This is a genomic window from Mesorhizobium sangaii, assembly GCF_014207355.1.
In the GTDB taxonomy this organism is placed as follows: Bacteria; Pseudomonadota; Alphaproteobacteria; order Rhizobiales; family Rhizobiaceae; genus Mesorhizobium; species Mesorhizobium sangaii.
Genome location: NZ_JACHEF010000005.1, coordinates 53,986 through 79,405 on the forward strand (window position 1 = coordinate 53,986; position 25,420 = coordinate 79,405).

At 63.4% G+C, this 25,420-nt stretch carries 24 protein-coding genes; 13 read left to right on the top strand and 11 right to left on the bottom strand.

The genetic code is table 11. The features are described 5' to 3' along the window. The first annotated feature begins 78 nt into the window (after positions 1–78). The 3 genes from HNQ71_RS23055 to HNQ71_RS23065 are packed head-to-tail and all read left to right on the top strand — an operon-like array spanning position 79 to position 5,691. On the top strand, positions 79–3,699 hold the full coding sequence (locus HNQ71_RS23055) for a hydantoinase B/oxoprolinase family protein (protein WP_184874933.1): 3,621 nt from the start codon (positions 79–81) through the stop codon (positions 3,697–3,699). A gap of 31 nt (positions 3,700–3,730) precedes the next feature. Next, on the top strand, positions 3,731–5,029 hold the full coding sequence (locus HNQ71_RS23060; RefSeq protein ID WP_184874934.1) for a BtaA family protein: 1,299 nt from the start codon (positions 3,731–3,733) through the stop codon (positions 5,027–5,029). Further along, the gene (locus tag HNQ71_RS23065) at positions 5,026–5,691 is read left to right on the top strand and encodes a class I SAM-dependent methyltransferase (protein WP_184874935.1); all 666 of its coding nucleotides are present in this window, start codon (positions 5,026–5,028) and stop codon (positions 5,689–5,691) included. Before HNQ71_RS23060 ends, HNQ71_RS23065 begins: the two co-directional genes overlap by 4 nt. Positions 5,692–5,694: 3 nt before the next feature. Here the strand turns inward: HNQ71_RS23065 and HNQ71_RS23070 are convergent, their stop codons facing one another. Then, positions 5,695–7,074: a serine hydrolase domain-containing protein gene (locus HNQ71_RS23070; RefSeq protein ID WP_184874936.1), complete on the bottom strand. Its 1,380-nt coding sequence runs from the start codon at positions 7,072–7,074 to the stop codon at positions 5,695–5,697. 285 nt (positions 7,075–7,359) lie between these two features. Between HNQ71_RS23070 and HNQ71_RS23075 the strand changes: the two genes are divergently transcribed. Continuing rightward, a complete protein-coding gene (locus HNQ71_RS23075) occupies positions 7,360–8,163 on the top strand; it encodes a glycoside hydrolase family 25 protein (RefSeq protein WP_184874937.1) in 804 nt (267 codons plus the stop codon). Positions 8,164–8,403: 240 nt separating this feature from the next. Next, positions 8,404–9,582, top strand: a complete 1,179-nt coding sequence (locus HNQ71_RS23080) for a lytic murein transglycosylase (protein ID WP_184874938.1) — start codon at positions 8,404–8,406, stop codon at positions 9,580–9,582. A gap of 55 nt (positions 9,583–9,637) precedes the next feature. On the opposite strand, the gene HNQ71_RS23085 is transcribed toward HNQ71_RS23080, so the two are convergent. Then, positions 9,638–10,858: an alanine racemase gene (locus tag HNQ71_RS23085; protein WP_184874939.1), complete on the bottom strand. Its 1,221-nt coding sequence runs from the start codon at positions 10,856–10,858 to the stop codon at positions 9,638–9,640. Between the two features lie 209 nt (positions 10,859–11,067). On the opposite strand from HNQ71_RS23085, the gene HNQ71_RS23090 reads away from it, so the two are divergent. Next, complete coding sequence (locus HNQ71_RS23090; protein ID WP_184874940.1) at positions 11,068–11,985, top strand: DMT family transporter; 918 nt, start codon at positions 11,068–11,070, stop codon at positions 11,983–11,985. 440 nt (positions 11,986–12,425) lie between these two features. Here the strand turns inward: HNQ71_RS23090 and metF are convergent, their stop codons facing one another. After that, positions 12,426–13,343 carry a methylenetetrahydrofolate reductase [NAD(P)H] gene (metF, locus tag HNQ71_RS23095; RefSeq protein ID WP_184874941.1) on the bottom strand — a complete coding sequence of 306 codons (918 nt, stop codon included), beginning with the start codon at positions 13,341–13,343 and terminating at the stop codon, positions 12,426–12,428. After that, complete coding sequence (locus HNQ71_RS23100) at positions 13,343–14,350, bottom strand: ArsR/SmtB family transcription factor (protein ID WP_184874942.1); 1,008 nt, start codon at positions 14,348–14,350, stop codon at positions 13,343–13,345. Before HNQ71_RS23100 ends, metF begins: the two co-directional genes overlap by 1 nt. A 130-nt stretch (positions 14,351–14,480) precedes the next feature. Here HNQ71_RS23100 and tsaA point away from each other — a divergent pair, with 130 nt between their 5' ends. Together tsaA and HNQ71_RS23110 are read left to right on the top strand one after the other, a co-directional pair. After that, entirely contained in the window at positions 14,481–15,020 is a 540-nt protein-coding gene (gene tsaA / locus HNQ71_RS23105; protein ID WP_184874943.1) for a tRNA (N6-threonylcarbamoyladenosine(37)-N6)-methyltransferase TrmO, read from the top strand. Next, positions 15,017–15,334 (top strand): DUF2293 domain-containing protein, encoded by a 318-nt coding sequence (locus tag HNQ71_RS23110; RefSeq protein ID WP_184874944.1) that lies wholly within the window; start codon positions 15,017–15,019, stop codon positions 15,332–15,334. The genes tsaA and HNQ71_RS23110 overlap by 4 nt, the downstream gene beginning before the upstream one ends. Positions 15,335–15,346: 12 nt before the next feature. Here the strand turns inward: HNQ71_RS23110 and HNQ71_RS23115 are convergent, their stop codons facing one another. Next, positions 15,347–15,820: a hypothetical protein gene (locus tag HNQ71_RS23115; protein WP_246461889.1), complete on the bottom strand. Its 474-nt coding sequence runs from the start codon at positions 15,818–15,820 to the stop codon at positions 15,347–15,349. 185 nt (positions 15,821–16,005) lie between these two features. Here HNQ71_RS23115 and HNQ71_RS23120 point away from each other — a divergent pair, with 185 nt between their 5' ends. Together HNQ71_RS23120 and HNQ71_RS23125 are read left to right on the top strand one after the other, a co-directional pair. Beyond that, positions 16,006–16,968, top strand: coding sequence for a D-amino acid aminotransferase (locus tag HNQ71_RS23120; RefSeq protein WP_184874946.1), 963 nt, complete (start codon positions 16,006–16,008; stop codon positions 16,966–16,968). Between the two features lie 132 nt (positions 16,969–17,100). Beyond that, positions 17,101–17,940: an SDR family oxidoreductase gene (locus tag HNQ71_RS23125; protein WP_184874947.1), complete on the top strand. Its 840-nt coding sequence runs from the start codon at positions 17,101–17,103 to the stop codon at positions 17,938–17,940. A gap of 77 nt (positions 17,941–18,017) precedes the next feature. On the opposite strand, the gene HNQ71_RS23130 is transcribed toward HNQ71_RS23125, so the two are convergent. Further along, complete coding sequence (locus tag HNQ71_RS23130) at positions 18,018–18,635, bottom strand: MOSC domain-containing protein (protein WP_184874948.1); 618 nt, start codon at positions 18,633–18,635, stop codon at positions 18,018–18,020. Continuing rightward, a complete protein-coding gene (locus HNQ71_RS23135) occupies positions 18,610–19,281 on the bottom strand; it encodes a TetR/AcrR family transcriptional regulator (RefSeq protein ID WP_184874949.1) in 672 nt (223 codons plus the stop codon). Before HNQ71_RS23135 ends, HNQ71_RS23130 begins: the two co-directional genes overlap by 26 nt. Before the next feature lie 119 nt (positions 19,282–19,400). Here HNQ71_RS23135 and HNQ71_RS23140 point away from each other — a divergent pair, with 119 nt between their 5' ends. The 3 genes from HNQ71_RS23140 to HNQ71_RS23150 all read left to right on the top strand — a co-directional run bounded on the left by HNQ71_RS23140 (position 19,401) and on the right by HNQ71_RS23150 (position 20,949). Next, positions 19,401–19,823 (top strand): tautomerase family protein, encoded by a 423-nt coding sequence (locus HNQ71_RS23140; RefSeq protein ID WP_184874950.1) that lies wholly within the window; start codon positions 19,401–19,403, stop codon positions 19,821–19,823. A gap of 32 nt (positions 19,824–19,855) precedes the next feature. Then, complete coding sequence (locus HNQ71_RS23145; protein ID WP_184874951.1) at positions 19,856–20,254, top strand: VOC family protein; 399 nt, start codon at positions 19,856–19,858, stop codon at positions 20,252–20,254. 116 nt (positions 20,255–20,370) lie between these two features. Beyond that, the gene (locus tag HNQ71_RS23150) at positions 20,371–20,949 is read left to right on the top strand and encodes a methyltransferase family protein (RefSeq protein ID WP_184874952.1); all 579 of its coding nucleotides are present in this window, start codon (positions 20,371–20,373) and stop codon (positions 20,947–20,949) included. A gap of 183 nt (positions 20,950–21,132) precedes the next feature. On the opposite strand, the gene HNQ71_RS23155 is transcribed toward HNQ71_RS23150, so the two are convergent. The 4 genes from HNQ71_RS23155 to ettA form a co-directional block, all read right to left on the bottom strand. Further along, entirely contained in the window at positions 21,133–22,254 is a 1,122-nt protein-coding gene (locus HNQ71_RS23155) for a beta-ketoacyl-ACP synthase III (RefSeq protein WP_184874953.1), read from the bottom strand. 107 nt (positions 22,255–22,361) lie between these two features. Further along, positions 22,362–22,697, bottom strand: a complete 336-nt coding sequence (locus HNQ71_RS23160) for a hypothetical protein (RefSeq protein WP_184874954.1) — start codon at positions 22,695–22,697, stop codon at positions 22,362–22,364. Between the two features lie 103 nt (positions 22,698–22,800). Beyond that, positions 22,801–23,568, bottom strand: a complete 768-nt coding sequence (tam, locus tag HNQ71_RS23165) for a trans-aconitate 2-methyltransferase (RefSeq protein ID WP_184874955.1) — start codon at positions 23,566–23,568, stop codon at positions 22,801–22,803. A gap of 46 nt (positions 23,569–23,614) precedes the next feature. Beyond that, entirely contained in the window at positions 23,615–25,264 is a 1,650-nt protein-coding gene (gene ettA, locus HNQ71_RS23170) for an energy-dependent translational throttle protein EttA (protein WP_184874956.1), read from the bottom strand. Between the last annotated feature and the right edge of the window lie 156 nt (positions 25,265–25,420).

Sequence of the window (25,420 nt, forward strand, 5' to 3'; positions counted from 1 at the left end):
CGTTTGCGATTGCCGGCCAGACAACGGCGAACTAACAGGATGTGTTGAACCATCGAACTGAAACTGCCGGGAGCTGCCATGACCGCGACGTGGGATTTCTGGATCGATCGCGGCGGCACCTTCACCGACGTCATCGGCCGCGACCCGCAAGGCGGGCTGCACCCGCGCAAGCTTCTCTCCGAAAATCCCGAAGCCTATGCCGATGCCGCCATCCAGGGCATCCGCGACCTTCTCGGCCTGTCCTCCGGCGCGATCCCGCCCGGCCTGATCGGTGACATCAAGATGGGCACCACCGTCGCCACCAACGCCCTCCTGGAGCGCAAGGGCGACCGGGTGCTGCTGCTCATCACCAACGGCTTTCGGGATGCGCTGAAGATCGCCTACCAGGCGCGGCCGGACATCTTCGCCAAGGAGATCATCCTTCCCGAACAGCTCTATGAGCGCGTCATCGAGGTCGATGAGCGCGTGCGCGCCGATGGCAGCATCGAACGGCTGCTCGACATCGCCTCTTGCCGGCCGGCGATCGAGCAGGCGAAAGCCGATGGCATCGACGCAGTCGCCATCGTCTTCATGCATGCCTGGAAATATCCAGACCACGAGAAGGCGGTGGCAAAAGTCTGCCGAAAGCTCGGCTTCGGCCAGGTTTCCGTCAGCCATGAGGTGTCGCCGCTGATCAAGTTGGTCGGCCGCGGCGACACCGCCGTTGTCGACGCCTATCTGTCGCCGATCCTGTCGAGATATGTGCAGAAGGTGGCTGGGGAATTGGGCGCGGCGCCCGGCCAAGCTCCCCACCTCATGTTCATGATGTCTTCCGGCGGCCTGACCGCCGCCGATATGTTTCAGGGCAAGGATGCGTTGTTATCCGGGCCGGCCGGCGGCGTTGTCGGTATGGTGGAGACGGCGAAGCTTGCCGGCTTCGGCAAGGTCATCGGTTTCGACATGGGCGGCACTTCCACCGATGTCGCCCACTATGACGGCGAATATGAGCGTGCCTTCGACACCGAGGTGGCCGGCGTACGGATCCGCGCGCCGATGATGCGCATCCACACCGTCGCCGCCGGCGGCGGCTCGATCCTGCACTACGAGGCCGGCCGTTTCCGCGCCGGACCCGATTCCGCCGGCGCCAATCCCGGCCCGGCCGCCTACCGCCGCGGCGGCCCACTGGCCGTTACCGACGCCAATGTCATGCTGGGCAAGCTGCAGCCCGATTTCTTTCCGAAGATCTTTGGTCCCGCCCAGGACCAGCCGCTCGACGTCGAGACGGTGCGCGAAAATTTCACCGCGCTGGCCGCCGAAATCGGCGATGGCCGCACGCCGGAGGCTGTCGCCGAAGGGTTCGTTACCATCGCCGTGGAAAACATGGCCAATGCCATCAAGAAGATTTCCGTCCAGCGCGGCTACGACGTTACCGAATATCTGCTCAATTGCTTCGGTGGCGCCGGCGGCCAGCATGCTTGCCTGGTTGCCGACGCGCTCGGCATGGAAGCGGTGCTGATTCATCCCTTCTCCGGCCTTCTGTCGGCCTATGGCATCGGCTTGTCCTCGGTTTTCGCCTCGCGCCAGCAGGCGCTGCTGAAGCCGCTGGCGGAAGAGTCCAGAACCGAGATCGGCAACCTGATTGCCACCTTGAGAAAAGCCGTCCTCGCCGAATTCGCAGTGCAGGGCATCGCCGAGGATAGGGTTGCCGCGAAGCCGGTGCTCCACATTCGATATGACGGCACCGACACGACACTGCCGGTGAATTTCGAGGAAGACTCGATTTTCAAGGCCAAGCGCGACTTCGAAATGGCCCACAAGGCGCAGTTCGGTTTCGTCTATGACAACAAGCCGATGATCGTCGAGACCGTCGGCGTCGAGGGCACAGACACCGGCGGCACGGGACGCGACGAAAGCGATTCCGCGCTCGAAGACATCGCCGCAAGTTCTTCGGAGGTTGGAAAAATCTTTTCCGACGGCATCTGGCGCGACGCCGGCATCCTTCGCCGCGAAGGGCTCAAGCCCGGGCACAGAATTGCCGGCCCTGCGCTGATCATCGAGCCGAACCAGACGATCGTGGTCGAGCCGGGCTGGCAGGCCGAGATCACCGCCAAGAACCATGTGCTGCTGCGTCGCGTCGAGGAGAAACACCGGCAGGCGGCGCTCGGCACCGAGGCCGATCCGGTGATGCTGGAAGTCTTCAACAATCTGTTCATGTCGATCGCCGAGCAGATGGGCGTGACGCTGCAGAACACCGCCTATTCCGTCAACATCAAGGAGCGGCTGGATTTCTCCTGCGCCGTCTTTGACCGCAGTGGCGCGCTTGTCGCCAATGCGCCACACATGCCGGTGCATCTTGGCTCCATGGATCGCTCGGTCGAAACCATCATCCGGCTGAATTCAGGCGACATCCACCCCGGCGACGTCTTTGCCCTCAACGCCCCCTACAATGGCGGCACGCATCTGCCCGATATCACCGTGGTGACGCCGGTTTTCGACGACGCCCAGCAGAAAATCCTCTTCTGGGCCGCCTCGCGTGGCCACCACGCCGATATCGGCGGCACGGCGCCGGGCTCGATGACGCCGCTGGCTACCACGGTCGACGAGGAAGGCGTGCTGTTCGACAATTTCCGCATCGTCGATCGCGGCCGCTTCCGCGAGAAAGAGCTGGAAACGCTGCTCACCGACCATCCCTGGCCGGCCCGCAATCCGCACCAGAACATCGCCGACCTCAAGGCGCAGATCGCCGCCAACGAGAAAGGCGTCGCCGAACTGCGCAAGATGGTCGCGCATTTCGGCCTCGATGTCGTCGAAGCCTATATGGGCCATGTCCAGGATAACGCAGCCGAAAGCGTACGCCGCGTGCTGGAGCGGCTGCCGGACGCTTCCGAATATGAATATCCGACCGACACTGGCCAGCTCATCAAGGTGAAGATCACGGTGGATCGGCAACGTCGCGAAGCGACAGTCGACTTCACCGGCACGTCGCCGGTCATGAAGAACAATTTCAATGCGCCCGAGCCGGTTGCCCGCGCGGCCGTCCTCTATGCCTTCCGCGTCATGGTCGAAGACATGATCCCGATGAATGCCGGCTGTTTGCGGCCAATCAACATCATTATTCCTGACGGCTGCATGCTCAAACCCGCCTATCCTGCCGCCGTTGTCGCCGGCAATGTCGAGACCTCGCAGCACGTCACCAACGCGCTGTTCGGCGCCATGGGCGCCATGGCCAATGCGCAAGGCACCATGAACAACCTGACCTTCGGCAACAAGCAGTACCAGTATTACGAGACGATCTGTTCCGGCTCACCCGCCGGCCAAATGAACTCCGGCCGCGGCTTTGCCGGCACTTCCGGCGTCCACACCCACATGACCAATTCGCGCCTCACCGACCCGGAAGTGCTGGAACTGCGCTTTCCGGTGCTGCTCGAGGATTTCCACATCCGGGAAGGTTCCGGCGGCAAAGGCAGATGGAGCGCCGGCGACGGCACCAAGCGCACCATCCGTTTCCTCGAGAAGATGGAATGCGCAATCCTGTCCTCGCATCGCAACCGCCCGCCGCAAGGCTTGGACGGTGGCGGCGACGGCGAAGTCGGGTCGACCAAGGTCCGCCGCAAGGACGGCACGATCGACGTGCTGAAGGCCTGCGACCAGACCGTGCTTCAGGCCGGTGACGCCGTCATCCTGACGACGCCCACGCCGGGCGGGTTTGGCAAGGCCTGAACTTGCGTCAACAGGCTGTCACCGGCCTGTCATGACCCTGCGCTACCCGCTTGCGCCAAAGCAAATGGGGAATCACCTTGCCATGACGGACGTTTCCGCAGATCTGGTTTTTCGCCGCGGCAAGGAAGTTGGAAAAGCCGTCTACCAGAACCGCCCGCTGTCGAAGGCCGGCATTTCGGAGCGGCTGTTCGCCTTCCTGTTTTCCGGCCTCGTCTACCCGCAGATCTGGGAGGACCCCGATGTCGACATGGAGGCGATGCAGCTTGGCCAGGGTCACCGCGTCGTCACCATCGCCTCGGGCGGCTGCAACATCCTCGCCTACCTGACCCGTTCGCCGGCACAAATTGACGCCGTCGACCTCAATGCAGCGCATATCGCGTTGAACCGCATGAAGCTGGAGGCAGTGCGCCACCTGCCTTCGCAGGGCGATCTGTTCCGCTTCTTCGGCGCCGCCGACACCAGCCACAATTCGGAAGCCTACGATCGTTTCATCGCGCCGCATCTCGACCCGGTCAGCCGTCACTATTGGGAGCGCCGCAACTGGCGCGGCCGCCGGCGCATCGCTGTCTTCGATCGCAATTTCTACCAGACCGGCCTGCTCGGCCTGTTCATCGCCATGGGCCATCGCACGGCAAAGTTCTTCGGCGTCGATCCTGCCGGCATCATGCAGGCCCGCAACATCGGCGAACAGCGCCGCTTCTTCAACGAGGAACTGGCGCCGGTCTTCGACAAGCCGCTGCTGAAATGGGCGACATCGCGCAAAGCTTCGCTGTTCGGCCTCGGCATTCCACCGGCGCAGTACGATTCGCTGATCACCTCCGGTGACGGCACCATGGCCAGTGTGCTCAAGGCCCGGCTGGAAAAGCTCGCTTGCGATTTTCCGCTGGTGAACAACTACTTCGCCTGGCAGGCTTTTGCCCGCCGCTATCCGAACCCCGGCGAGGCCGCCCTGCCAGCCTACCTCGAAAAGGAGAATTACGAGACCATCCGCGGCAATGTCGACCGCGTCGCCATCCACCATGCCAACCTGATCGAGTTCCTTGCCGGCAAGGATGCAGGCGCGGTCGACCGCTTCATCCTGCTCGATGCGCAGGACTGGATGACCGATGACCAGCTCAATGCGCTGTGGGCGGAAATCACCCGCACCGCGTCGGCCGGCGCCCGCGTCATCTTCCGCACCGCCGCCGAGCCCAGCCTGTTGCCCGGTCGGGTTTCCAGCTCACTGCTCGACCAGTGGAATTATCAGGACGAGGCGTCGCGCGAATTCTCGGCCCGCGACCGCTCGGCCATCTATGGCGGCTTCCATCTCTACGTGAAGCGCGCGGCATGAGCACCACCGAACTGCCGGCCAACCATGCCGAACTGATGGACGGCGTCTACCGCTGGCAGCGCCACATCTATGACCTGACCCGCAAATACTATTTGCTCGGCCGCGACCTGATGATCTCGGGGCTCGACGTACCGGCTGGTGGCACCGTGCTTGAACTCGGCTGCGGCACCGGCCGCAACATCATCCTGGCCGCCCGTCGCTACCCCGACGCCCGCTTCTTCGGCCTCGATATTTCGGCCGAAATGCTGGAGACGGCCGGCACTGCCATTGCCCGCGAAGGCTTGTCGGGCCGCGTCACTCTGGCGAGGGGCGACGCCACCGACTTCGACGCGGGCGCGCTTTACGGTGTCGAACGGTTCGACCGCATCTTCGTATCCTATTCGCTGTCGATGATCCCTGGCTGGGAAAAGACGGTGTCGGCGGCACTTGCTGCGCTGTCACCGAATGGTTCGCTGCACGTCGTCGATTTCGGTCAGCAGGAAGGCCTGCCAGGCTGGTTCCGGGCGTTGCTGCGTGGCTGGCTCAAGAAGTTCCATGTCGCGCCGCGCTCGACTCTGCGCGAGGTTCTGGAATCGGAATCTCGTCGAACCGGTGCAAGCTTCCGTTTCCGCACGCTTTATCGCGGCTATGCCTGGCTCGGCGTGATCGGGCCGCGTCCGTAGAAGCTAATGTAGCGCCGTCACCAGCGCCCCTACCATCGCCTGAGGGCGGTAGCCGAGCTTAGCCGGCGTCAGCCCGAGCCGCACCACCACCAGCCGCTCCGAGGGAATGATGGTGACCGTCTGCCCGTCATGGCCTTCCATCCAATAGGTGTCCTTGGGCAGCCCCGCCGCCACGCCGGCGCCGGGCTTCTTCTCGTCGCCCGGAGCCTCGATCCACAACTGGCCCTTGCCGTAGACTTTCGAGGCGGCTGCCGGCTCCCGCATCCAGTCGACGAAGCCAGCCGGCAGCACCTGGTTGCCGTTCCACACGCCGCCCTGCAGCAGGAACTGGCCGAAGCGGGCCCAGTCATGCGCCGTGGCATAGAGATAGGACGAGCCGACGAAGGTGCCCTGTTCATCGGTCTCGAGCACCGCGCTGTGCATGCCGAGCGGCTCGAACAGCGCGGTGCGCGGCCACATCAGCGCCTTGCCCTTGTCGCCGATCGCGTTCTGCCAGAGGCGCGACAGCATCACCGCCGTGCCGCTCGAATAGGAGAACAGCTTGCCGACCTCGGCCGCCAGCGGCTTGGCTTCGGCGAAGCCTGCCATGTCGGGTTCGAGATAAAGCATGCGCGTGACGTCGGCGACGTCGCCATAGTCCTCGTTGAACTCCAGCCCGCTCGACATCGCCATCATGTCGGCAAGGCTGATCGCGGCGCGGCCATCCGCCTTCCACGGCGCGAACAGGCCTTTGTTGTCGACCGCCATCTTGCCGTCCTTGACCAGCGTGCCGACGATCGCGGCGTTCACCGTCTTGGTCATCGACCAGCCGAGCAGCGGCGTCTTTGCCGAGAAGCCCGCACCATAGCGCTCGGCGACAACACGGCCGTTCTTTGCAACCACCACCGCGCGCATGCCGCTGCCGGTCAGCGCCGCATCGTCGAGCAGCTTTCCAATCACAGGATCCTGAGATGGCTCGACGCGTTCGCCCTCGGGCCACAGTGCGCCCTGGCTGACCGCCGAGGGTTCGGCATAGACCGCCGTCCGCCGCGCCTTGCCGACATCGCCATCGGGAACCGAAGCGCAGCCCAGCCCGTCACGGGCGACAGCGAGGCTCTTGCCAAGGAAGCCAAGCAGGCCCGCCGAGACGGTTCCCCTATTCTTGTCCACCGAGACCCGCATCAACCGCAGCAGCGGGTGCCCGGGCGCCTGCACGTCGACTTTGAGCACCTCATTGGCGTCTCGACCGGCAATGAAGACGTTCGAGCAGACGATCTTGGCCGAATAGCCCGAGCCGACGCGGATCATTTCCGGCGGCGCGATGTAGAGCCAGGCGAAGAGCGCGGCGATCGCCAGCACGACCAGGCCAAGCAGCCATCTGACGATCTTGGCGACGATCCGCATTTGTTTCCTCCCAGGCCCGTGCCTGACGCTTGTCATCGATTTGCCGCCATTGCTTCCGCAAAATCGCAGTGCTTGTCGAGCGCCGTCAACCTGATATCAACCATGTTCGGCGATCACTGGATGCATGTCGCCCAAAAGTGCGCAGCGGTTTTGGGACAACGGCATGATGAAAGCGAAGATACCGGACGATGCTGTGGGGCGATCGTCCGTCGGGGGCCAGACCAAGCGCCGGCCATCAATGCACAGACCCATCAGCGACCGGCTGAATCCGGCTCGGGAGTTGCGATGCGCCGTCTTGCGGGCCTCATCATGCTGACGCTGCTTGGCGCCTGCTCGACGGTGGACGATCTCTCGCCGCTGTCGCCGTCTGCGTCCAGTAGCCCGACGACAGTTGCCGTGCGTGCGCCGCGCTTTGCCGATTCCAAGCCGCATGAATGGGAAAGCGGCGCACCGTGGAACTATGCCGTCCACGGCACCGACGTCTCCAAATACCAGACTTCGGTCGACTGGCCGGCCGCCAAGGCCAGCGGCATCTCCTTCGCTTTCATCAAGGCGACCGAGGGCGGCGATCGCTTCGATGAATATTTCAACGAACACTGGGCCCGCACGAAAGCCGCCGGCGTCCCGCGCGCGGCCTACCATTTCTTCTACTTCTGCACGCCCGCCGCCCAGCAGGCGCGCTGGTTCATCCAAAACGTCCCGGTCGATCGCTCGGCCATGCCGCCGGTCCTCGACATGGAGTGGAACCCGAAATCGCCAACTTGCAGGTTGCGTCCCGATGCCGCCACGGTGCGCGCGGAGATGACCACCTTCCTCGAAATCGTCGAACGACACTATGGCAAGAAGCCGATCATCTACACCTCGGTCGACTTCTTCGACGACAACCAGTTATCGACCTTCCGCGGCTATCCCTACTGGCTGCGTTCCGTCGCCGGCCATCCGCGCGAAAAATACGGCAGTCACCCCTTCACGTTCTGGCAATACACCGGAACCGGAATCGTTCCGGGCATGACCGGCAAGTCCGACATCAACGTCTTCAACGGCAGCGAAGCCGCGTGGAACAAGTGGTTGCGGCAGAACACCCGCTGACCCCGGTTTAGTGGCAGCGAGGCAGTGCGGTATAAGGGCTACGGCAGAACACCGTTGACACCGGTTCAACGGCAACGAAGCCGCCTGGAATAAGGGGCTGCGGCAGAACACCGTTGACACCGGGCCTGCCGCTTGCTTTTCGATACAGCCAGCGGCAAAGAGTGCAACCGCCGGTAATCAAGGGCGTTGGGCTTCCGAGGGGGGCACGACAAATGCCCTCATTCGTTCGAAAGGAAGCTGATGCGACTGCGTTCCCAAGCCCTCGCGGCGCTATTCTTGTGCGCCACGGCCTTGCCGGCGATGGCGCAGGAATGTGGCGGCGACTTCGAAGCCTGGAAGCAGGGCGTGGCGGCGGAAGCCAAGGCGGCCGGTGTCGGTGCCGTGGGTCTGGACGCGCTGGAGGATGCCACCCTGGACGACAAGGTCCTGGCGCGCGACCGCGCCCAGGGCGTCTTCACCCAGACCTTCACCGAATTTTCCAACCGCATGATCTCGGCCTACCGGCTGAAGCAGGGTGCGGCGAACATGAAGAAATACGCCGATGTCTTCGCCCGTGCCGACCAGCAATTCGGCGTCCAGGCACCGATCATCGCCGCCTTCTGGGCGCTGGAGACCGATTTCGGCGCCGTGCAGGGCGATTTCCACACGCTGAGCGCCCTGGTGACGCTGTCACATGATTGCCGCCGCCCACAACTATTCCGGCCTCAACTGGTGCCGCTTCTGGAATTGATCGACCGCGGCGTCGTGCCGGCCGATGTCAGGGGTGCCTGGGCCGGTGAGATCGGCCAGACGCAGATCCTGCCTTCCGACTATCTGGCGCGCGGCGTCGACGGCGATGGCGACGGCAAGGTCGACCTGCGCGGCAGCGTGCCGGATGTGATCATGACCACCGCCAACAAGGTGCTGTCGCGCGGCTGGAAACGCGACGAGCCCTGGATCCAGGAAGTCCGCGTACCCGACAACATGCCGTGGGACCAGACCGGACGCACCAACAAGCTGCCGTTGACGCAATGGGCGCAATGGGGTGTCACCTACCCCAGCGGCGCACCGTTGGTCGACAACGGCCTGAAAGCGGGCCTCGCGCTGCCGATGGGCCGCAAGGGGCCAGCCTTCCTCACCTACGACAATTTCGACGTCTATCTCGAATGGAACCAGTCCTTCACCTACGCGCTGACCGCTGCCAACCTCGCCGCCAGGCTGGCAGGCGCGCCACAGTTCGATCCGCGCAATCCCGAGACCGGCCTCAACAACGAGCAGCTGAAGGCGCTGCAGACCAAGCTGGAAGCCAGGGGCTACGATGTCGGCACGGTCGACGGCATCCTCGGCACCAACACCCGCGAAGCCATCCGCAAGGAGCAGATGCGCCTTGGCCTGCCGGTGGATGGCTGGCCGACACCGGAGTTGCTGGCGAACCTGTGAGAGCGAGTAGAGGTAACTCCTTTTTCCCCCCGGCTCGGCAAATCTTCGCTATTCGCTAATCCGCCATCGTCTCCAAACTCGCAAACCCTTGCGGCGCGTCGCCTTCGTCGAACGGCGTCGTCACCTCGACGAAGGTGTCGGGGTAAAAGCCGTTGAAGCGGGTCCGGAGCGACAGCGAATAGGCGCCGATATGGCCAATCTCGATCCAGTCGCCGGTGTCGACCGTTTCCGGCAGCCAGAACGGCCGCGACAGGATGTCGACGGAATCGCAGGTCGCGCCGCAGACCTTGAATGGCACGATGTTCTTTTCCTCGCCATTGCGCGAGCGGATCGCCGGATCGGGGATGAAACGCGCCGGCAGCGTGATCTTGCCGGTCCAGGAGTCCGACAGCGACGCCCAGATGCCATCATTGATGTAGAGCCGCTTGCCCTTGCGCAAGAGCACCCGCACGATCAGCGACAGGCATCGCGCCACGATCACCCGCCCGGGCTCGGCCACCAGCGGTATCTGGTCGAATTGGTATTCCTTCAGGTCGCCGGAAAGCCGCGACATGATCTGGCCGAGCGACGGCATCTCGATCTGCTTGCGATTCGGGTCGTGGCCGTATTCGGCCGGAAAGCCGCCGCCGACATCGAGTCCGGCAATGTCGAAGGTCAGGCGGTTGCGCACCCAGTCGGCAGAGGCCAGCGCCCGCTCATAGGTGTCGGGATCCTCGATCTGGCTGCCGACATGGAAACACAGGCCGACCTTGTAGCCGGTGCGGTTGAGCCGCTCGGCCAGCTCGACCGCATAGGCCGGCCCGGCGCCGAACTTCTTCGACAGTTCGTAGGCGGCCGATCCTTTCGTCTGGATGCGCACGAACACGGCTATCGCGCCCGGATCGATGTCGAGCGCCCGCACCACCCGTGTCAGCTTGGTGATCTCGTCCTCATGGTCGAGCGAAATGACACGGATGGCGTACTTCTCCAGTGCCAGCTTGATGTCCGACTGCGCCTTTACCGGATGCATGTAGAGCATCTCGGCATCGGGTGAGACCGCGCGCACGGCGGCGAACTCGCCGGGCGAGGCGACGTCGAAAGCGGTGACGCCGGCCTCGACCAGCGCCTTCAGCACGATCGGCTCGCCATTGGTCTTGACCGCATAGGCGGTCTTGCCGGGGAACATGCCCATGAACTGCCTGGCATCCGCCATCAGCACCTGCGGGCGGAAGCAATAGATCGGATCGTCCGGGCGAAGCGCCAGTGCCGCCTCGCGGGCATTCTCGAATCGCTGCATGGACGAATCCTCATGTCGGCTGCGCACAATTAATCCAAGCTAGCGGCTAATGAAAACAATTCTGTGTCTCGTGGCACTGACGCAGCGGCGCGAATTTTTTGGCCGCAACGTTTGCCATCAGTCAGGTTTCGGGTGGCCCTTGTCGCCCGACCCTATATGCGTTCTGGCTGACCGGCCGGCATTGAGGCCGTCTGGGGAGGACGAGTGACATGGCAATGGCCGCGACATCAGCATCACGCGGACCGATGGTGCTCAAGGACTGGGGACAGCTCCTGCTGCTCGGTGCGATCTGGGGCGGCTCGTTCTTCTTCGCCCGCATCGCGGTGGCGGAACTTCATCCGCTGGTGCTGGTGCTGTTTCGCGTCGCCATCGCGGCGATCGCGCTGCAGCTGTATCTGGCCATTCGCGGACCGTCCTTTCGCCTCGCGCTTCCCCATGCCGGCCTGTTCTTCCTGCTGGCGTTCACCAACAATGTCATCCCTTTCTCGCTGATCTTCGCCGGCCAGACCCAGCTTGGCGCCGGCGTCGCCTCTGTACTCAATGCAACGACACCGTTCTGGACGTTGATCCTCGCCAACGCGCTGACATCAGACGAAAAACTCTCCTGGAACAAGCTCGCCGGCATTGCGCTCGGGGTCGCCGGCACGGCGGTGATGATCGGCCCCGGCCTGCTTGCCGGGCTCAGCGGCCCGGTCTGGGCCAAATTCGCGCTGATCGGCGCTTCGCTGTCCTATGGTGTGGCGCTGATGGTTGCGCGCCGCTTCAAGGGCGTGCCCTCGCCGGTCATCGCCACGGGGCAATTGACCGCCTCGACCATCATCATGATCCCGATCGTGCTCTTCACCTATGGCCCGGCCGGTCTGTTCTCCGCCTCGCCTCCGGTCTGGGCGGCGGTGCTGGCTCTGGCGCTTTTGTCCACCGCCTTCGCCTACATCCTTTATTTCAACCTCGTCGCCTCGGCCGGCGCCACCAATGCCTCGCTGGTCACGCTCATCGTGCCGGCCAGCGCCATGCTGCTCGGCTTCCTGTTCCTCGGCGAACGGCTCGAACTGTTCGAAATCGGCGGCGTGGTGCTGATCGCACTTGGCCTCGTCACCATCGACGGACGGCTGTTCGGAAGGCGATAGAGCGCCGCGGTAGCGCTGCCATGACACGATAGTGACACATCGCCGCCACATTTTGTTCACAGGTCTGAAGCGGGTTTTTGCCGAAGAGTTTCAATGCCTAACGGCAAAAGGCGGGTCGCAAATCTGGCAATCACGTCGCAATGCAGCACATTTTTCGCTTGCCTGTGGCACAAATGAACCTAGACTCTCGGACATAGCTCTTTAAGAGGAGGCTATGTCATGGGACTTACGAGGCCTATCAACGCATTGATGATCTGTGCTGCGTTCGCCTTCATCGGAGCCCTCATTATGGGCTTTCTTCCCTGACCCGCCAAGACGGGGAAGACCAGCACCACATAGTCAAAACCATCGAAAAAGGCCGGGTCTTTACCCGGCCTTTTTGCATTTCGGAAGCCCTTTTGAATCTCTTTGCTTGACGCAATTCCGAACGGGGAATTGCTCTAAGCCGCGGCGGTACCGGCCGGCTCGGCTTCGTGTGAGCGGATGCCGATCATGTGGCAGATGGCAAAAACCAGATCGGCTCGGTTCATCGTGTAGAAATGGAAATCGCCGACCCCGCGCTCGACCAGATCCATGACCTGTTCGGCCGCCACCGCCGACGCCACCAGCGCATGCGTCTGCGGATCCTGGTCCAGGCCCTCGAACCGCTCCGCCAGCCAGCCGGGCACATGCGCGCCCGCCCTCGCGGAAAAGTTCGCGACCTGCTTGAAACTGTGAACCGGTTGGATGCCCGGCACGATGGGGATGTAGATGCCGGCGCGGCGGACGCGCTCGACATAGCGCTCGTAGAGATCATTGTCGAAGAAGAACTGGGTGATGGCGCGCGTCGCACCATTGTCGACCTTGCGTTTCAGCATCTCGATATCGGTGGCAAAATCGGGGCTCTGCGGATGCTTTTCCGGATAGGCCGCGACTGAGATGTCGAAATCCGCGATCATCTTGAGTCCGGCGACCAGGTCCGCACCATTCTCGTAGCCTCCGGGATGCGGGCGATAGGGTTCGCCGACACCCGAGGCCGGATCGCCGCGCAGCGCTACGAATCGGTTGATGCCGATCGACTTGTAATCCTGGATGACCGCGTCGACCTCGTCGCGCGTTGCACCGACGCAGGTCAGATGCGCCGCGGCCGGAATACCGGTTTCGGTCAGGATGCGCTTTACCGTGCGGGCGGTGCGCTCACGCGTCGAGCCGCCGGCGCCATAGGTCACCGAGACGAATTTCGGCTTCAGCGGCTCCAGCCGGGTCACCGTGTCCCACAGCCGTGCCTCCATCTCGTCGGTCTTGGGCGGGAAGAACTCGAAGGAAACCCGGACCTTGTCGCCAATGTCTGGGCGGCGGGAAAAGCGGAACTGGTTCATCAGGCAATTTCCCTTATCTGCCTTGTGTCGTTGGAAGGATCGGCGATCAGCAGGCGCCGGTCGCGGCCAAGCCAGAGCTTGACGGTGAGCCTGGCCTCGTTGCCGCCGCGTGGCTCGAACTCCTGGCTGTCCTCGAGATCGAGGCCGGCTTCCGCAAACCAGTCGGCGATCTGCCGGTCGGAAAAGCCGAGCCGCATATGCGCGTGTTCGTCGCGCAGGAATTCAAGCGTGTGCGGCGCGAAGTCGACGATGACCAGCCGCCCGGCCGGACGCAAAAGCCGGGCCGCCTCGTGGATGGCGCGAGCGGGATCGTCGAGATAGTGCAGCACCTGGTGGATGGTGACGAGATCGAAGGCGTCGCGCTCGACCGGCGGCGCGAAGATGTCGCCCTGCCGCACCTGCGCATTCGAAACGCCTGCCTTGTCGAGGTTAGCGCGCGCCACGGTCAGCATCTCGCGCGACATGTCGATGCCGACACCGCGCCGGTACAGTGGCGAAAAGATTTCGAGCAGGCGCCCGGTGCCGGTGCCGAGGTCGAGCATGGACTGGAACGGCCGCTTGCCGACCAGCTTCAGCATCGCGGCCTCGACGGCGCGGTCCGGCACATGCAGCGAGCGGATATGGTCCCAGCTTGCCGCATTCACCGAAAAATATTCAGCCGCGCGGTCCTGCCGCTTGCGCTTGACCGAGCCCAGTCGCTCTTGATCGCGCTCGACCTGGGGGTCGGCGCCGCGAATGCTGGAAACCAACCCCAGCACGAAGTCGCGCGCCGAATCCGCATCCGACAGGCGGAAGAAGGCCCACGACCCTTCCTGGTAGCGGCCGATCAGCCCGGCCTCCAGCAGCAGCTTGAGGTGCCGCGAAACGCGCGGCTGCGACTGGCCGAGAATTTCGGTAAGATCCGAAACGGTGAGGTCGCCGCGCGACAACAGTGCCAATATGCGCAGGCGGCTGGATTCGGCCGCCGCCTTCAATGTGTCCACCATGGTGTCGAGCGAGACATGCATCAGCGTATTCTCTTTGAAAAAGATATAAACATATGTTTATGTCGATTTTCGTATCGTTGCAAGCGCTATGTCGCTTCCGGACAAAAAAATGCCGCTTGCGTGATCCCGACCAAACAGATGCGAGGGTGGAATGACCGGACCGCGTGAGATGTTCGAGGCGCGCGACGGAGAGCAGGAGCTGGATACCGATCCGGCGCTGATGCCAGCCGACGGCGGCATCGTCTTCATCGGCCGCATCACCTCGCCATGGACGACACGGGAGACCTGCCCGAAGAACATGCGCGCCGCGCGCGAGACCGGGCAGCCGGCGGTGCTGACCATCGACGCACCCTATCGCAGCGGCCTGCAGGGGCTGGAGCGCGCCAGCCACATCATCATCCTGTCCTGGCTGCAGCACGCGCCGCGGACTCTGATTGTACAGAAACCCCGCCATGCGGCTGAAGCCAAAGGCGTATTTTCGCTGCGCTCGCCTGCCCGGCCGAACCCGGTCGGCCTGCATGTGGCCAGGCTGGTCGGGCTCGACATCGGCACCGGACGCCTCGATCTCGACGCCATCGATGTGCTGGACGGCACGCCGGTCATCGACATAAAACCCTACTTCGCCTCGACCGATGCCTTCGCCGAGGCGACCATCGAAGGGCGCGACGAGCCCAATCGGATTCAGCGATGAAAGCAGCGCCGACCGGGCGCCGCCGCGCCATCGCCAAGGCGCTGACGGCACTGCTGCCGCTGGCGCCCTATGCAGACATGGAGAAGATCCGCGCCGATGCCGGCTCGGTTCACATGAAGACGTTGCCGCCGACCATCGCCGTGTGGCTGGCGACCATTGCCCACATCCGCCACATGCACACCGATTACGAAAAACTGGTGGGCGAAGGCTACGACCGCGACTCGGCGCGTTTTTTCGTCATCGAGCAGACCAACATGATACTCACCCGCTGGCGCGCCACGCGACTACTCGATGCCGACGACGAGGAGGAATGAGGCGGAGGCCTGTTATTGCCGCGTCAGCACGGCGACCGCATTGTAGGGCTGGCCGTCCGCCTGGCCGGTCCACGTCCAGGACAGATTCCCCTTGAAAAACCTGACGGTGATGTTGCCGCCGTCGATGCACTTGTCCTGCCCGTAGGTGATGCTCTCATGATATTCCGCCGACGTCTCGTCCCTGGACGTCTGGGACAGGTATCCACCGCAGCCAAGTGACGGATAGTCGATCGACGCACCGCCATCATTGATCGTCACGGTGATCGACCAGTCGGCGCCGGGGACCCCGGCCGGGCTCTGGTGACCGCTGCCGACCCAGGTGCCGCTCAGCGTCGGCGCATTCGCCGCGCAAGGCACGTTCTGGAAGATCGGCGTCAATTCGCTGCCGGTTTTCTCGCAGCGATAGCTCTGGCCGCTCTGGCACAATTCCTCGCCTTCGCGCGCGCATTGCGCACTGGCTTGGCCCGTGGCGACAAAAATCATCATGGCTGCGATAACGGTCCCGAACCTGCCCATGTCCCCTTCAGGTCAGAGTTCGCAACATAAGGCAAGTCCAGTCCAATGTATCGGCCGGATCGCCATCGAGGACGAACAGCACCTGTTGGCTGGCTCTATGCCTTCCGCATGGCGCCGATAGCCTGCTCATCCGCCTCGTGCGACAGGACGCCCCGATGAGCCAGACGATGGCAAGACATGATGCAAAGCCACTACCGACGGTCAGCGACCGCCACGTAGACCCGCATTCCTATCCAGACGGGGTCGCCTTCCTCGACGGCCAATACCTGCCGATGTCACAAGCCAAGGTCTCGGTGCTGGACTGGGGTTTTCTGCATTCCGACGCCACCTACGACACCGTGCATGTCTGGAATGGCCGCTTCTTCCGCCTCGACCTGCATCTCGACCGCTTCTTCGGCGGGCTCGAAAAGCTGCGCATGACGATCCCCTTCGACCGTGAAGGCGTGATCGAGATCCTGCACAATTGCGTGGCGTTGTCGGGACATCGTAGCGCCTATGTCGAAATGCTGTGCACGCGCGGCGCCTCGCCGACCTTCAGTCGCGACCCACGCCAGGCGGTCAACCGCTTCATGGCGTTCGCGGTGCCGTTCGGCTCGGTCGCCAATGCCGAGCAGCTACAGCGCGGCCTACACGTCGCCATCAGCGACAAGGTGCGCATCCCGCCGGCCTCGATCGATCCGGCGATCAAGAACTACCACTGGCTCGATCTGGTGCGCGGCCTCTACGACGCCTATGACCGCGGCGCCGAGACCGCAGTGATTCTCGACTTCAACGGCAATGTCGCCGAAGGCCCGGGCTTCAACGTCTTCTGCGTCAAGGACAGCAAACTGTCGACGCCAGCCATTGGCGTGCTGCCCGGCATCACCCGGCGCACCGTTCTCGATCTCTGCGCCGAACAAGGTCTCGCCGCCGTCGCCACCGATGTCAGTGTCGCCGCTTTGCGCGAAGCTGACGAGGTCTTCATCACCTCGACCGCCGGCGGCATCATGCCGGTGACTGAGATCGACGGCGACCGGATCGCGAACGGCAAGGTCGGGCCGATCACCAGCCGCCTGATGGCGCTCTATTGGCAAAAGCACGACGACCCGGCATGGTCGAGCCCAGTGCAATACCCCTGATCACCAAGGCGGTTTGTTCAAAAAGATATCCTTCGCCTCTGGAAAAACGCCGGTTCGTCCGTATATGCCCCAAAGCGGAGAAGCCTCCGCTTTCACCCGAAATCACGCCCGCTGGGGCAAGGACTCCACATCATGACAAACAAGGTTTGGTTCATCACCGGATCGTCGAAGGGCTTTGGCCGCGTCTGGGCCGAGGCCGCACTCGCCCGTGGCGATCGCGTCGCGGCGACCGCCCGCGATGCCGGCACGCTCGCCGATCTCGTCGAGAAGTACGGCGACAATATCGCGGCGATAAAGCTCGACGTCACCGACAAGAAAGCCGTCGACGCCGCGATCGCCGAGGCGCATAAGCGCTTTGGCCGGCTCGATATCGTCATCAACAATGCGGGCTACGGCCATTTCGGCGCCATCGAGGAGGTCAGCGAACAGGAAGCGCGCGACCAGATCGAAACCAATGTGTTCGGCGCCCTGTGGGTCACCCAGGCCGCGCTGCCGATCATGCGGGCGCAGCGCTCCGGCCACATCATCCAGATCTCGTCCATCGGCGGCGTCAATGCCTTTGCCTCGCTCGGCCTTTATCATGCCTCGAAATGGGCGCTGGAGGCCTTCAGCCAGTCGCTCGGCATCGAGGTCGCGGAATTCGGCATCCACGTGACGCTGGTCGAACCGGGCGGCTTCTCCACCGACTGGGCCGGTCCGTCGGCCAAGGTCTCCAAGCCGATCGAGGCCTATGCGCCCGCCCGCGCCAAGATGGCAGAGCGCCGCGCCAATTCGGTCGCCGGCGATCCCGAGGCCACCGGACCGGCGATGCTGGCCATTGTCGATGCCGCCGAGCCGCCGCTGCGCGTGTTCTTCGGCGATGGCGGCCTGCCGATGATTAAGCAGGAATACGGCAACCGCATCGCCACCTGGGAAAAGTGGGACGACGTTTCCATCAGGGCGCAGGGCGCGAAGAAAAACCGCAAAGCTTGAGGCCAGTTCGGAGATATCGCTACGCCGCCTCGGCGGCGTAGCCCCTGCCCTATAAGGGATTCCGATGCGGCGAGAGTCTAGCTCGGATAGATCCACTGCTCGGGCACGCGCACCGATATCTCTTCGCCGACCTTGATCGTTCCCGGCTTCTCGACCCAGGCGACGAGGCCGCGGAGCCGCTTCGCCGATTTCGGGAATAAGAGCGCGCTGGCCTCGATATCGACCATCCCAGCATGTTCGGCGATCGATCGGCCGGCGATGCGGCACGGTCCGTTCTGTGCGTCGACTTTGATGGTCACACCGTCCTTGAAGAACAGCAGCGTGCCGGCCGGCAGCATGGACAGATGCGGCACACCTTCGATCAAAAGATTGGCGCCGATCCACTCCGGCTTGATCTCGGCCAGGCCCATCCGTTCGGCAACGATGGCCAGTTCGTCCGCCGCCACGACGGACAATTGCCGCTCGTTGCGCATTTCGGTGCCGCGCGGATACCAGGGCTCGCGCCCGCCCGAGCGCCGCGTCGCGCCAGCGTGGAAATCACCCGATATGCCGTCGAAGCCCAGCCGCAACGCGTCGACCGGGCGCGTCTCGAAATGATCGGACGGCGCCACATAGAGCGCGGCCACCTTGGCGACCAGCTTACGCGCCGGGACGATTTCGACCGGCTTTTCAGCCTCGGGGAAGAGATCCAGCATCGGCTTCATTCCTTGGATGATGCGCCTGTTTTTGCCCTTCGATTGCGAACGCCGCAAGAGCGGTTTGGGCCAAAGTGCGCAACTCTTCGACCGAAGCGCCGTCGCGCGCCTGGATTGACATGCCGTTCATGACGCCGGCCAGGTATTTGGCGAAGCCTTCGACGGAAAGGCCTTCCGGTAGGTCACCGATTGCCCGGCCCTTGGCCAGCCGCTCGGCGATCGCCGCTTCACTTGCCTTGCGATAGGCCTTGAGTTCATCTGCAATGGCTTGCGCCTGCGGCGAGGCGGCGAGCGCACCGCTGACGAACAGACAGCCCCCCGGCTTGCCGGGCCTGGAATAGGCCTCCGCCGCGCCGAGCAGCAACCGCCGGATCGCCTCCCCCGTCGGCACCGGCGCGCCCAGCGCCTCCACCGCAAAGCCGATCTCGGTCTGGTGGTAGCGCGTCAGCGCCTTGCGGAACAAAGTCTCCTTGTCGGTGAAGGCGTTGTAGATCTGCGGCGGCGTCAGCCCCATCGCCTCGCGCAGCATGGCCAGCGATGTCGCCTCATAGCCATGCTCCCAGAACAGATGCATCGCCGCATCCAGCGCCCGATCGAGGTCGAAGGCGCGTGGCCGGCCACCCCGATTCTTTTCCAAATTATCCATAGTGATCGATACGAAACCTGTTGACTCACCTTGTCCGCATAACGTAACAATTGATACGAAACATGGCAAGCCGGAAGACATGTCTGCCGGCATGGAAACCAGCGAAAAAGGAGAGCCAAATGCCAATCACCGTGACCGCGCCGGAAGGCGTACTGACCCCGGCGGGAGAGCGCGAGATCCTGCCGCGCCTCAGCGCCGCCCTCATCGAAGCCTCCGGCGCCACCGGCAATTCGTTCTTCACCGCGATCGTCGGCGGCACGGTCCACATCCTGCCGCTCCATCGCATCTATGCCGGTGGCGCTAATCGGCCGGTCGTCATGGTCGAGCTGAAGCTGCCGAACATCGGACTTGGTTCGATCGAAGCCCGAAACGCTTTCATCACCGAAGCCGCCGGTATTGTCGCCGCGCTCTGCGTGCCTGGCCACCGGCCTGAAAACACCTGGATCAACATCGTCAATGCGCCCGACGGCGGCTGGGGTATCGGCAGCCGGCAATATTCAGGCGAGGCATTTGTCGCTGCTGCAACCGCCGCCGCGCAGTGATCTGGCGGCCGCGATGAACAGGAGCGGAACCGATGCGGCTCTCACCTTCGCTGTTCTTCACCACCAATTGCGAGCCGGCACTGGCCTTCTACGAACAGTGCGGTCTTGGCCGGGCAACGATCCTGCTGCGCTGGGGCGACAACACCATGCCGGTGCGGACCGAAGCCATGCGCGGAAAGGTGTTGCATGCGCGGCTCGAAGGCCCGGGCGTGCTATTTCATGCCTCGGACAATGACGATGCCGAGCCGATGAAAGGCTCCGCCCTTTGCCTGGAATTCGACAGCCTGTCGGCGATGCGGGAGCTTTTCACCCGCATGGCCGCGGGCGGGCGGATCACCGTCCCCCTGGCGCCGCAATATTGGGGAACCAGCTTCGGCATGCTGGTCGACGCCTTTGGCGTGCAATGGATGTTCAGCTGTCCCAATGAATGAGGTCCGGCGCGGATCACGATCTTCTTACCTGAAATTGGAACCGGTCCACGCAACGCCGCATTGCTGCCGCGCTGCCGGCTTCATGGTGACGCCAGACCAAGTCTGCGGAGGTTCTCATGCGTCCCGGGACAGCAATCACGCTGCTTTGGCTGATATGGGCGGTGACCTGGGCCGTTTCGGCGCTCTGGGCCGACCCTGCCCAGAAACGCGCCGGGTTCAGGGTGGAGGCTCGCTATCGGGTTCTCTGGCTGGTCGGCGCGGTGTTGCTGTTCATTCCAGCGCACGGCTATGACGGCCGCCTCAGGCTTTGGATGCCTGACCTCGCCGAGGCATGGATCTGTGTCGCCGTGATCGCCATCGGCATCGCCTTTGCCTGGTGGGCGCGCCTGCATCTCGGCAGGCTGTGGTCGGCTACCATCACCGCCAAGGCCGGGCACCACGTCGTCGATACCGGCCCGTATGGGTTGGTCCGGCACCCGATCTACACCGGACTGTTGCTGGCGATCCTGGCCACCATGGCGGCCAAAGGAACGGTCTGGGGCATTGCCGGAACAGCGGTGCTCATCATCGGCATCGTGACGAAGGCAAAACTCGAGGAACACTTCATGCACGGCGAGCTGGGCAGTGCCTATGACAACTATGCCAGGCAGGTGCCGATGCTGGTGCCGTTCGCGCCGGCCCGATACGGCAGGTGAGCGCCGTCTCAGTTTGATTTTCTTGCCGCGCTGCTTTGCTGGATGTGTTCGACAGCGCCATCGGCGCGAAGCGACTGGAATGGTGGATTCCGGGAACCGGAACGCAACGCACTTTGGGGTGCGGGAGCACCGAATGCGCAGAAGGCTGCCATTCGCAGGCCGGCTGAATACGGATCCCCGAGTCTAGAGCATTCTGAGAAGCGCGCCGCCTATTGAATACCCCGCGCCAAACGCGCAGATCAAGCCGAAATCGCCGGGCTTCATGTCGGCATGGTTCTCCGACAGCGCCACGATGGCGCCGGCGCCCGCGGTGTTGCCCAGCCGCTCCAGCACCATCGGCGCGCGATCGTGGTCGACCTCGTGGCCGAATGACAGTTTCAGGATCATGGCGTTCATGCGCGCATTGGCCTGATGCAGCCAGAAGCGCCGGACCGCCTGCGGCGTCAGCCCGTGCTCGGCCAGGAACTCGACGATGAACTTCTGCCCGGCGACGGTGACTTCCTTGAACACCTTGTTACCGACCTGCTTGATAAGATTGCCTTCCAGGTTGATCATGTAGGGATCCTCCTGGGCGGTGCGGGTATGATAGCCCAGATTGGTGCGGATGTTGTTCGACATCTGCGTCCAGATGCGTGTGTCCAGCACCTCGAAACGCCCCGGCCGTTTGTCGCCTTGAGCAAGTCCCTCCACCACCATCGACACCGAGGCATCGCCGAAGATGAAATGCGTCTGCCGGTCGCGGAAATTGAGATGGCCGGTGATGATCTCGGGCGTCGTCACCAGAATGCGCTTGTGCGCACCCGAGCGCACCAAATTGACCGCCATGTGAAGGGCCGCCGCGGCGGACGAACAGCCAAGCCCCATGTCGAAGCCGGCGCCCCTTGTGCCCAGCGCCTCCTGCATTTCGATGGCGATCGCCGGATAAGGCCGCTGGTGGTGCGAGGCCGAGCAGATGATCAGATCGATCTGGGACGGTTCAAGTGCAGCATGGTCGACAGCTTTTCGCGCCGAGGCGATGCCGAACTCGGCCTCCAGCGACAGCGCGTCATCGGGCCGCACCGGAATGCGCGGCGCCATGCGGGTCGGATCCAGAATGCCTTCGCGCTCGATCACATGGCGGGTGCGCACACCCGAAGCGTGGACGATGAAGTCGCTGTCCGATTTCGACAGCGGCGGCTCGTCAGTGCCCTGACGGCGCGCATTCTCCATGTCTACCCAGGCATTGAAGCTGGCGACCAGGTCTTCATTGGTGATCGTGGGTTCGGGGATTTCAACGCCAATGCCGCTGATGATGACGCGATGCATGTCCAGTCCGTCCCATCCGCAGGCGTTGCGGGCTTCATGTGGGCGCCGGAACGCTCCGGCGCAACACTTTTCTCACCGAGGCGGTTTACGCCGGCTTAAATCTGACTTCACCAGGCGCACAGCTTGGTGTTGGTCTGCGGGTTGTTCCAGCAGGCGCCGTCGTCGCGACTGCGCACGAACTGCCCCGGCAACGGAACGTTGCGGCGGCCGAGTTTGACATAGCCATAGGCAAAGCCCGGCCCGTCAATCTCCAGGACATAGGTCGGGTAGCCCGGCGCCGAGATGCGGAAGCTGCCCGCGTCGTCGATCGCCCTGTAGCTGCATGAGAAATAGCCGTCATCGCTGGTATAGCAACGCGCCCGCTTGGCCTCCGCCGAGATCGAGAACGCGAGAAGCACTGCCGCGCACACGCCGCCGCCGAAAAGCATCTTTTTCAGTATCATCACCCACCCCTGCCACGGGCCATCATTGCCCCCACGCGATGAAATGCGCACGGCGGCGAAACCCGGTCAAGCCGCCGCAATTGGCGCGACCCAACGTGGACAATCAAGCCCGCTTGGCGACGATGAAGATGCGCGGGAAGCGCAAAAGCACGTTGCCGTTCGCCATCTTCGGATAGGCCCTAGCGATCTTGGCCGTGTAGCTGTCGAGGAACATTTTGCGCTCGTCCGCCTCGAGCGGATCGAGGAACGGTTTCAACCCGGTCGATTTCACCCATTCGACGATCGCCTCGGCGTCGGCAAGCGGATGATTGTAGATGGTGTGCCAGATGTCCAGCCGATCGCTGAGCGGCGACAGGAGATCATAATAGAACGGGACCGACGGCAGCGGCGCGCGCGCCGCACCCTTGATCTTGTCGGCAAACGACATTTCGGCCGCGGTCTCCCGCATCAGGCGGTGCGAATCCTCGCCCATATTGTCGGGCATCTGAATGGCCAGCGCGCCGCCGGGGGCCAAAAAACCCATCAGCCGCTGGAAGACCGCCGGATGCTCGGGCAGCCACTGGAACACCGCATTGGCGAAGATCACGTCGACCGGCTCCGTTGGCTGCCAGTTGGAGGCATCCGCAAGGTCAAAGGTCACGTCAGGCAGGCGCGCCCTCGCCTTCTCGATCATGTCGGGCGACGTGTCGAAGCCGCTCACCTGCGCATCCGGCCAGCGCTCGACAAGCAGCTCGGTCGAGTTGCCCGGCCCGCAGCCGATGTCGACGACCCGGCATGGGAAATCCACCGGTACCTGTGCTGTGAGATCACGCGCGGGTCGCGTGCGCTCGTCCTCGAATTTCAGATATTGGGCGGCGGACCAATCGGCCATGTGAGCTCCTCATGTCGTTTTGAGAATTCGCCGCCCGAAAAACCCCTTACCGCGTCAGCCTCTTGTAGGTCATGCGGTGCGGGTTGACTGCATCCGGGCCGAGGCGGCGGATCTTGTCCTGCTCGTAATCCTCGAAATTGCCCTCGAACCATTCGACATGGCTGTCGCCCTCGAAGGCGAGGATGTGCGTCGCCAAGCGGTCGAGGAACATGCGATCGTGCGAGATGATGACCGCGCAGCCGCCAAAATTTTCCAGCGCGTCTTCAAGCGCCGCCAGCGTTTCCGTATCGAGGTCGTTGGTCGGTTCGTCGAGCAGCAGCACGTTGCCGCCGGTCTTCAGCATCTTGGCCAGGTGTACGCGGTTGCGCTGGCCGCCGGAGAGATTGCCGACCTTCTGCTGCTGGTCGCCGCCACGGAAGTTGAACGACGCGCAATACGCACGCGTGTTGGCCTCGAACTTGCCGAGCTTGACCACTTCGGCGCCGCCGGAAATCTCTTCCCAAACCGTCTTTGACGGATCGAGCGCATCGCGGCTTTGGTCGACATAGCCGAGCTTGACCGTCTCGCCGACGCGGACCGTGCCGGCATCCGGCTTTTCCTGGCCGGTGATCATGCGGAACAGCGTCGTCTTGCCGGCGCCGTTCGGGCCGATGACGCCGACGATGCCGCCGGGCGGCAGCTTGAATTCCAGGCCGTCGATCAGCAGCGTATCGCCAAAGCCCTTCGACAGGTTGTCGACCTCGATCACCACATTGCCGAGCCGCTCGCCATGCGGGATGACGATCTGCGTGTCTGTCGGTCGCCGCTTGTCGGCTGCATCCAACAGATCCTGGAACGCCTGGATACGGGCCTTGGACTTGGTCTGGCGAGCCTTGGGGCTGGACTGGATCCACTCGCGCTCGCGGCCGATGGCGCGCTGGCGGGCGTCGTCCTCGCGGCCTTCCTGCTTGAGCCGCTTGGCCTTGGCTTCGAGATATTTGGTGTAGTTGCCCTCGTAGGGAATGCCGCGGCCGCGGTCGAGTTCGAGGATCCAGCCGGTGACATTGTCGAGGAAGTAGCGATCGTGGGTGATGATCATCACGGCGCCCGGATAGGCGCGCAGATGCTTTTCCAGCCACGCAGTGGTCTCGGCGTCGAGATGGTTGGTCGGTTCGTCGAGCAGCAGCAGGTCAGGCTGGCGCAGGAGCAGTTGGCAGAGCGCGACGCGGCGGCGCTCGCCACCTGACAGCTTGGTGACGTCGGCCTCCTTGGGCGGGCAGCCCAGTGCTTCCATCGCCATCTCGACCTGCTGTTCGAGGTCCCACAGATTGAGCCGGTCCATCTCGTCCTGGAGCTTGGCCGACTCGTCGGCCGTCTCGTCGGAATAGTTCATCATCAGTTCGTTGTAGCGTTCGATGATGGCGGTCTTGGCGGCCACGCCTTCCATGATGTTCTCGAACACGGTCTTCTTCGGATCGAGCGCCGGCTCCTGCGCCAAATAGCCGACGGTGGCGCCTTCGGCGAGCCACGCCTCGCCGTTCCACTCCTTGTCGAGCCCGGCCATGATCTTGAGGATCGTCGACTTGCCGGCGCCGTTGGGGCCGAGAATGCCGATCTTGGCATCCGGATAGAAGGACAGATGGATGTTCTCGAGCACCTTCTTGGTGCCATAGGCCTTGTTGAGGCCGGCCATGTGATAGATGAACTGGCGTGCCACGCGCGCTTTCCCTGAAAAACTGACAGGCCCAGAGAAACTGACTGGATTTGTCAAATTGAATGGAGGTTGGCCGCTATGTAGGCGATGCGGCGGCGAACGGCAATCGCTTTTGCCGCTTCTGGCCGGTCACACGCGGAAGTGTCCGCCAACCCTGAA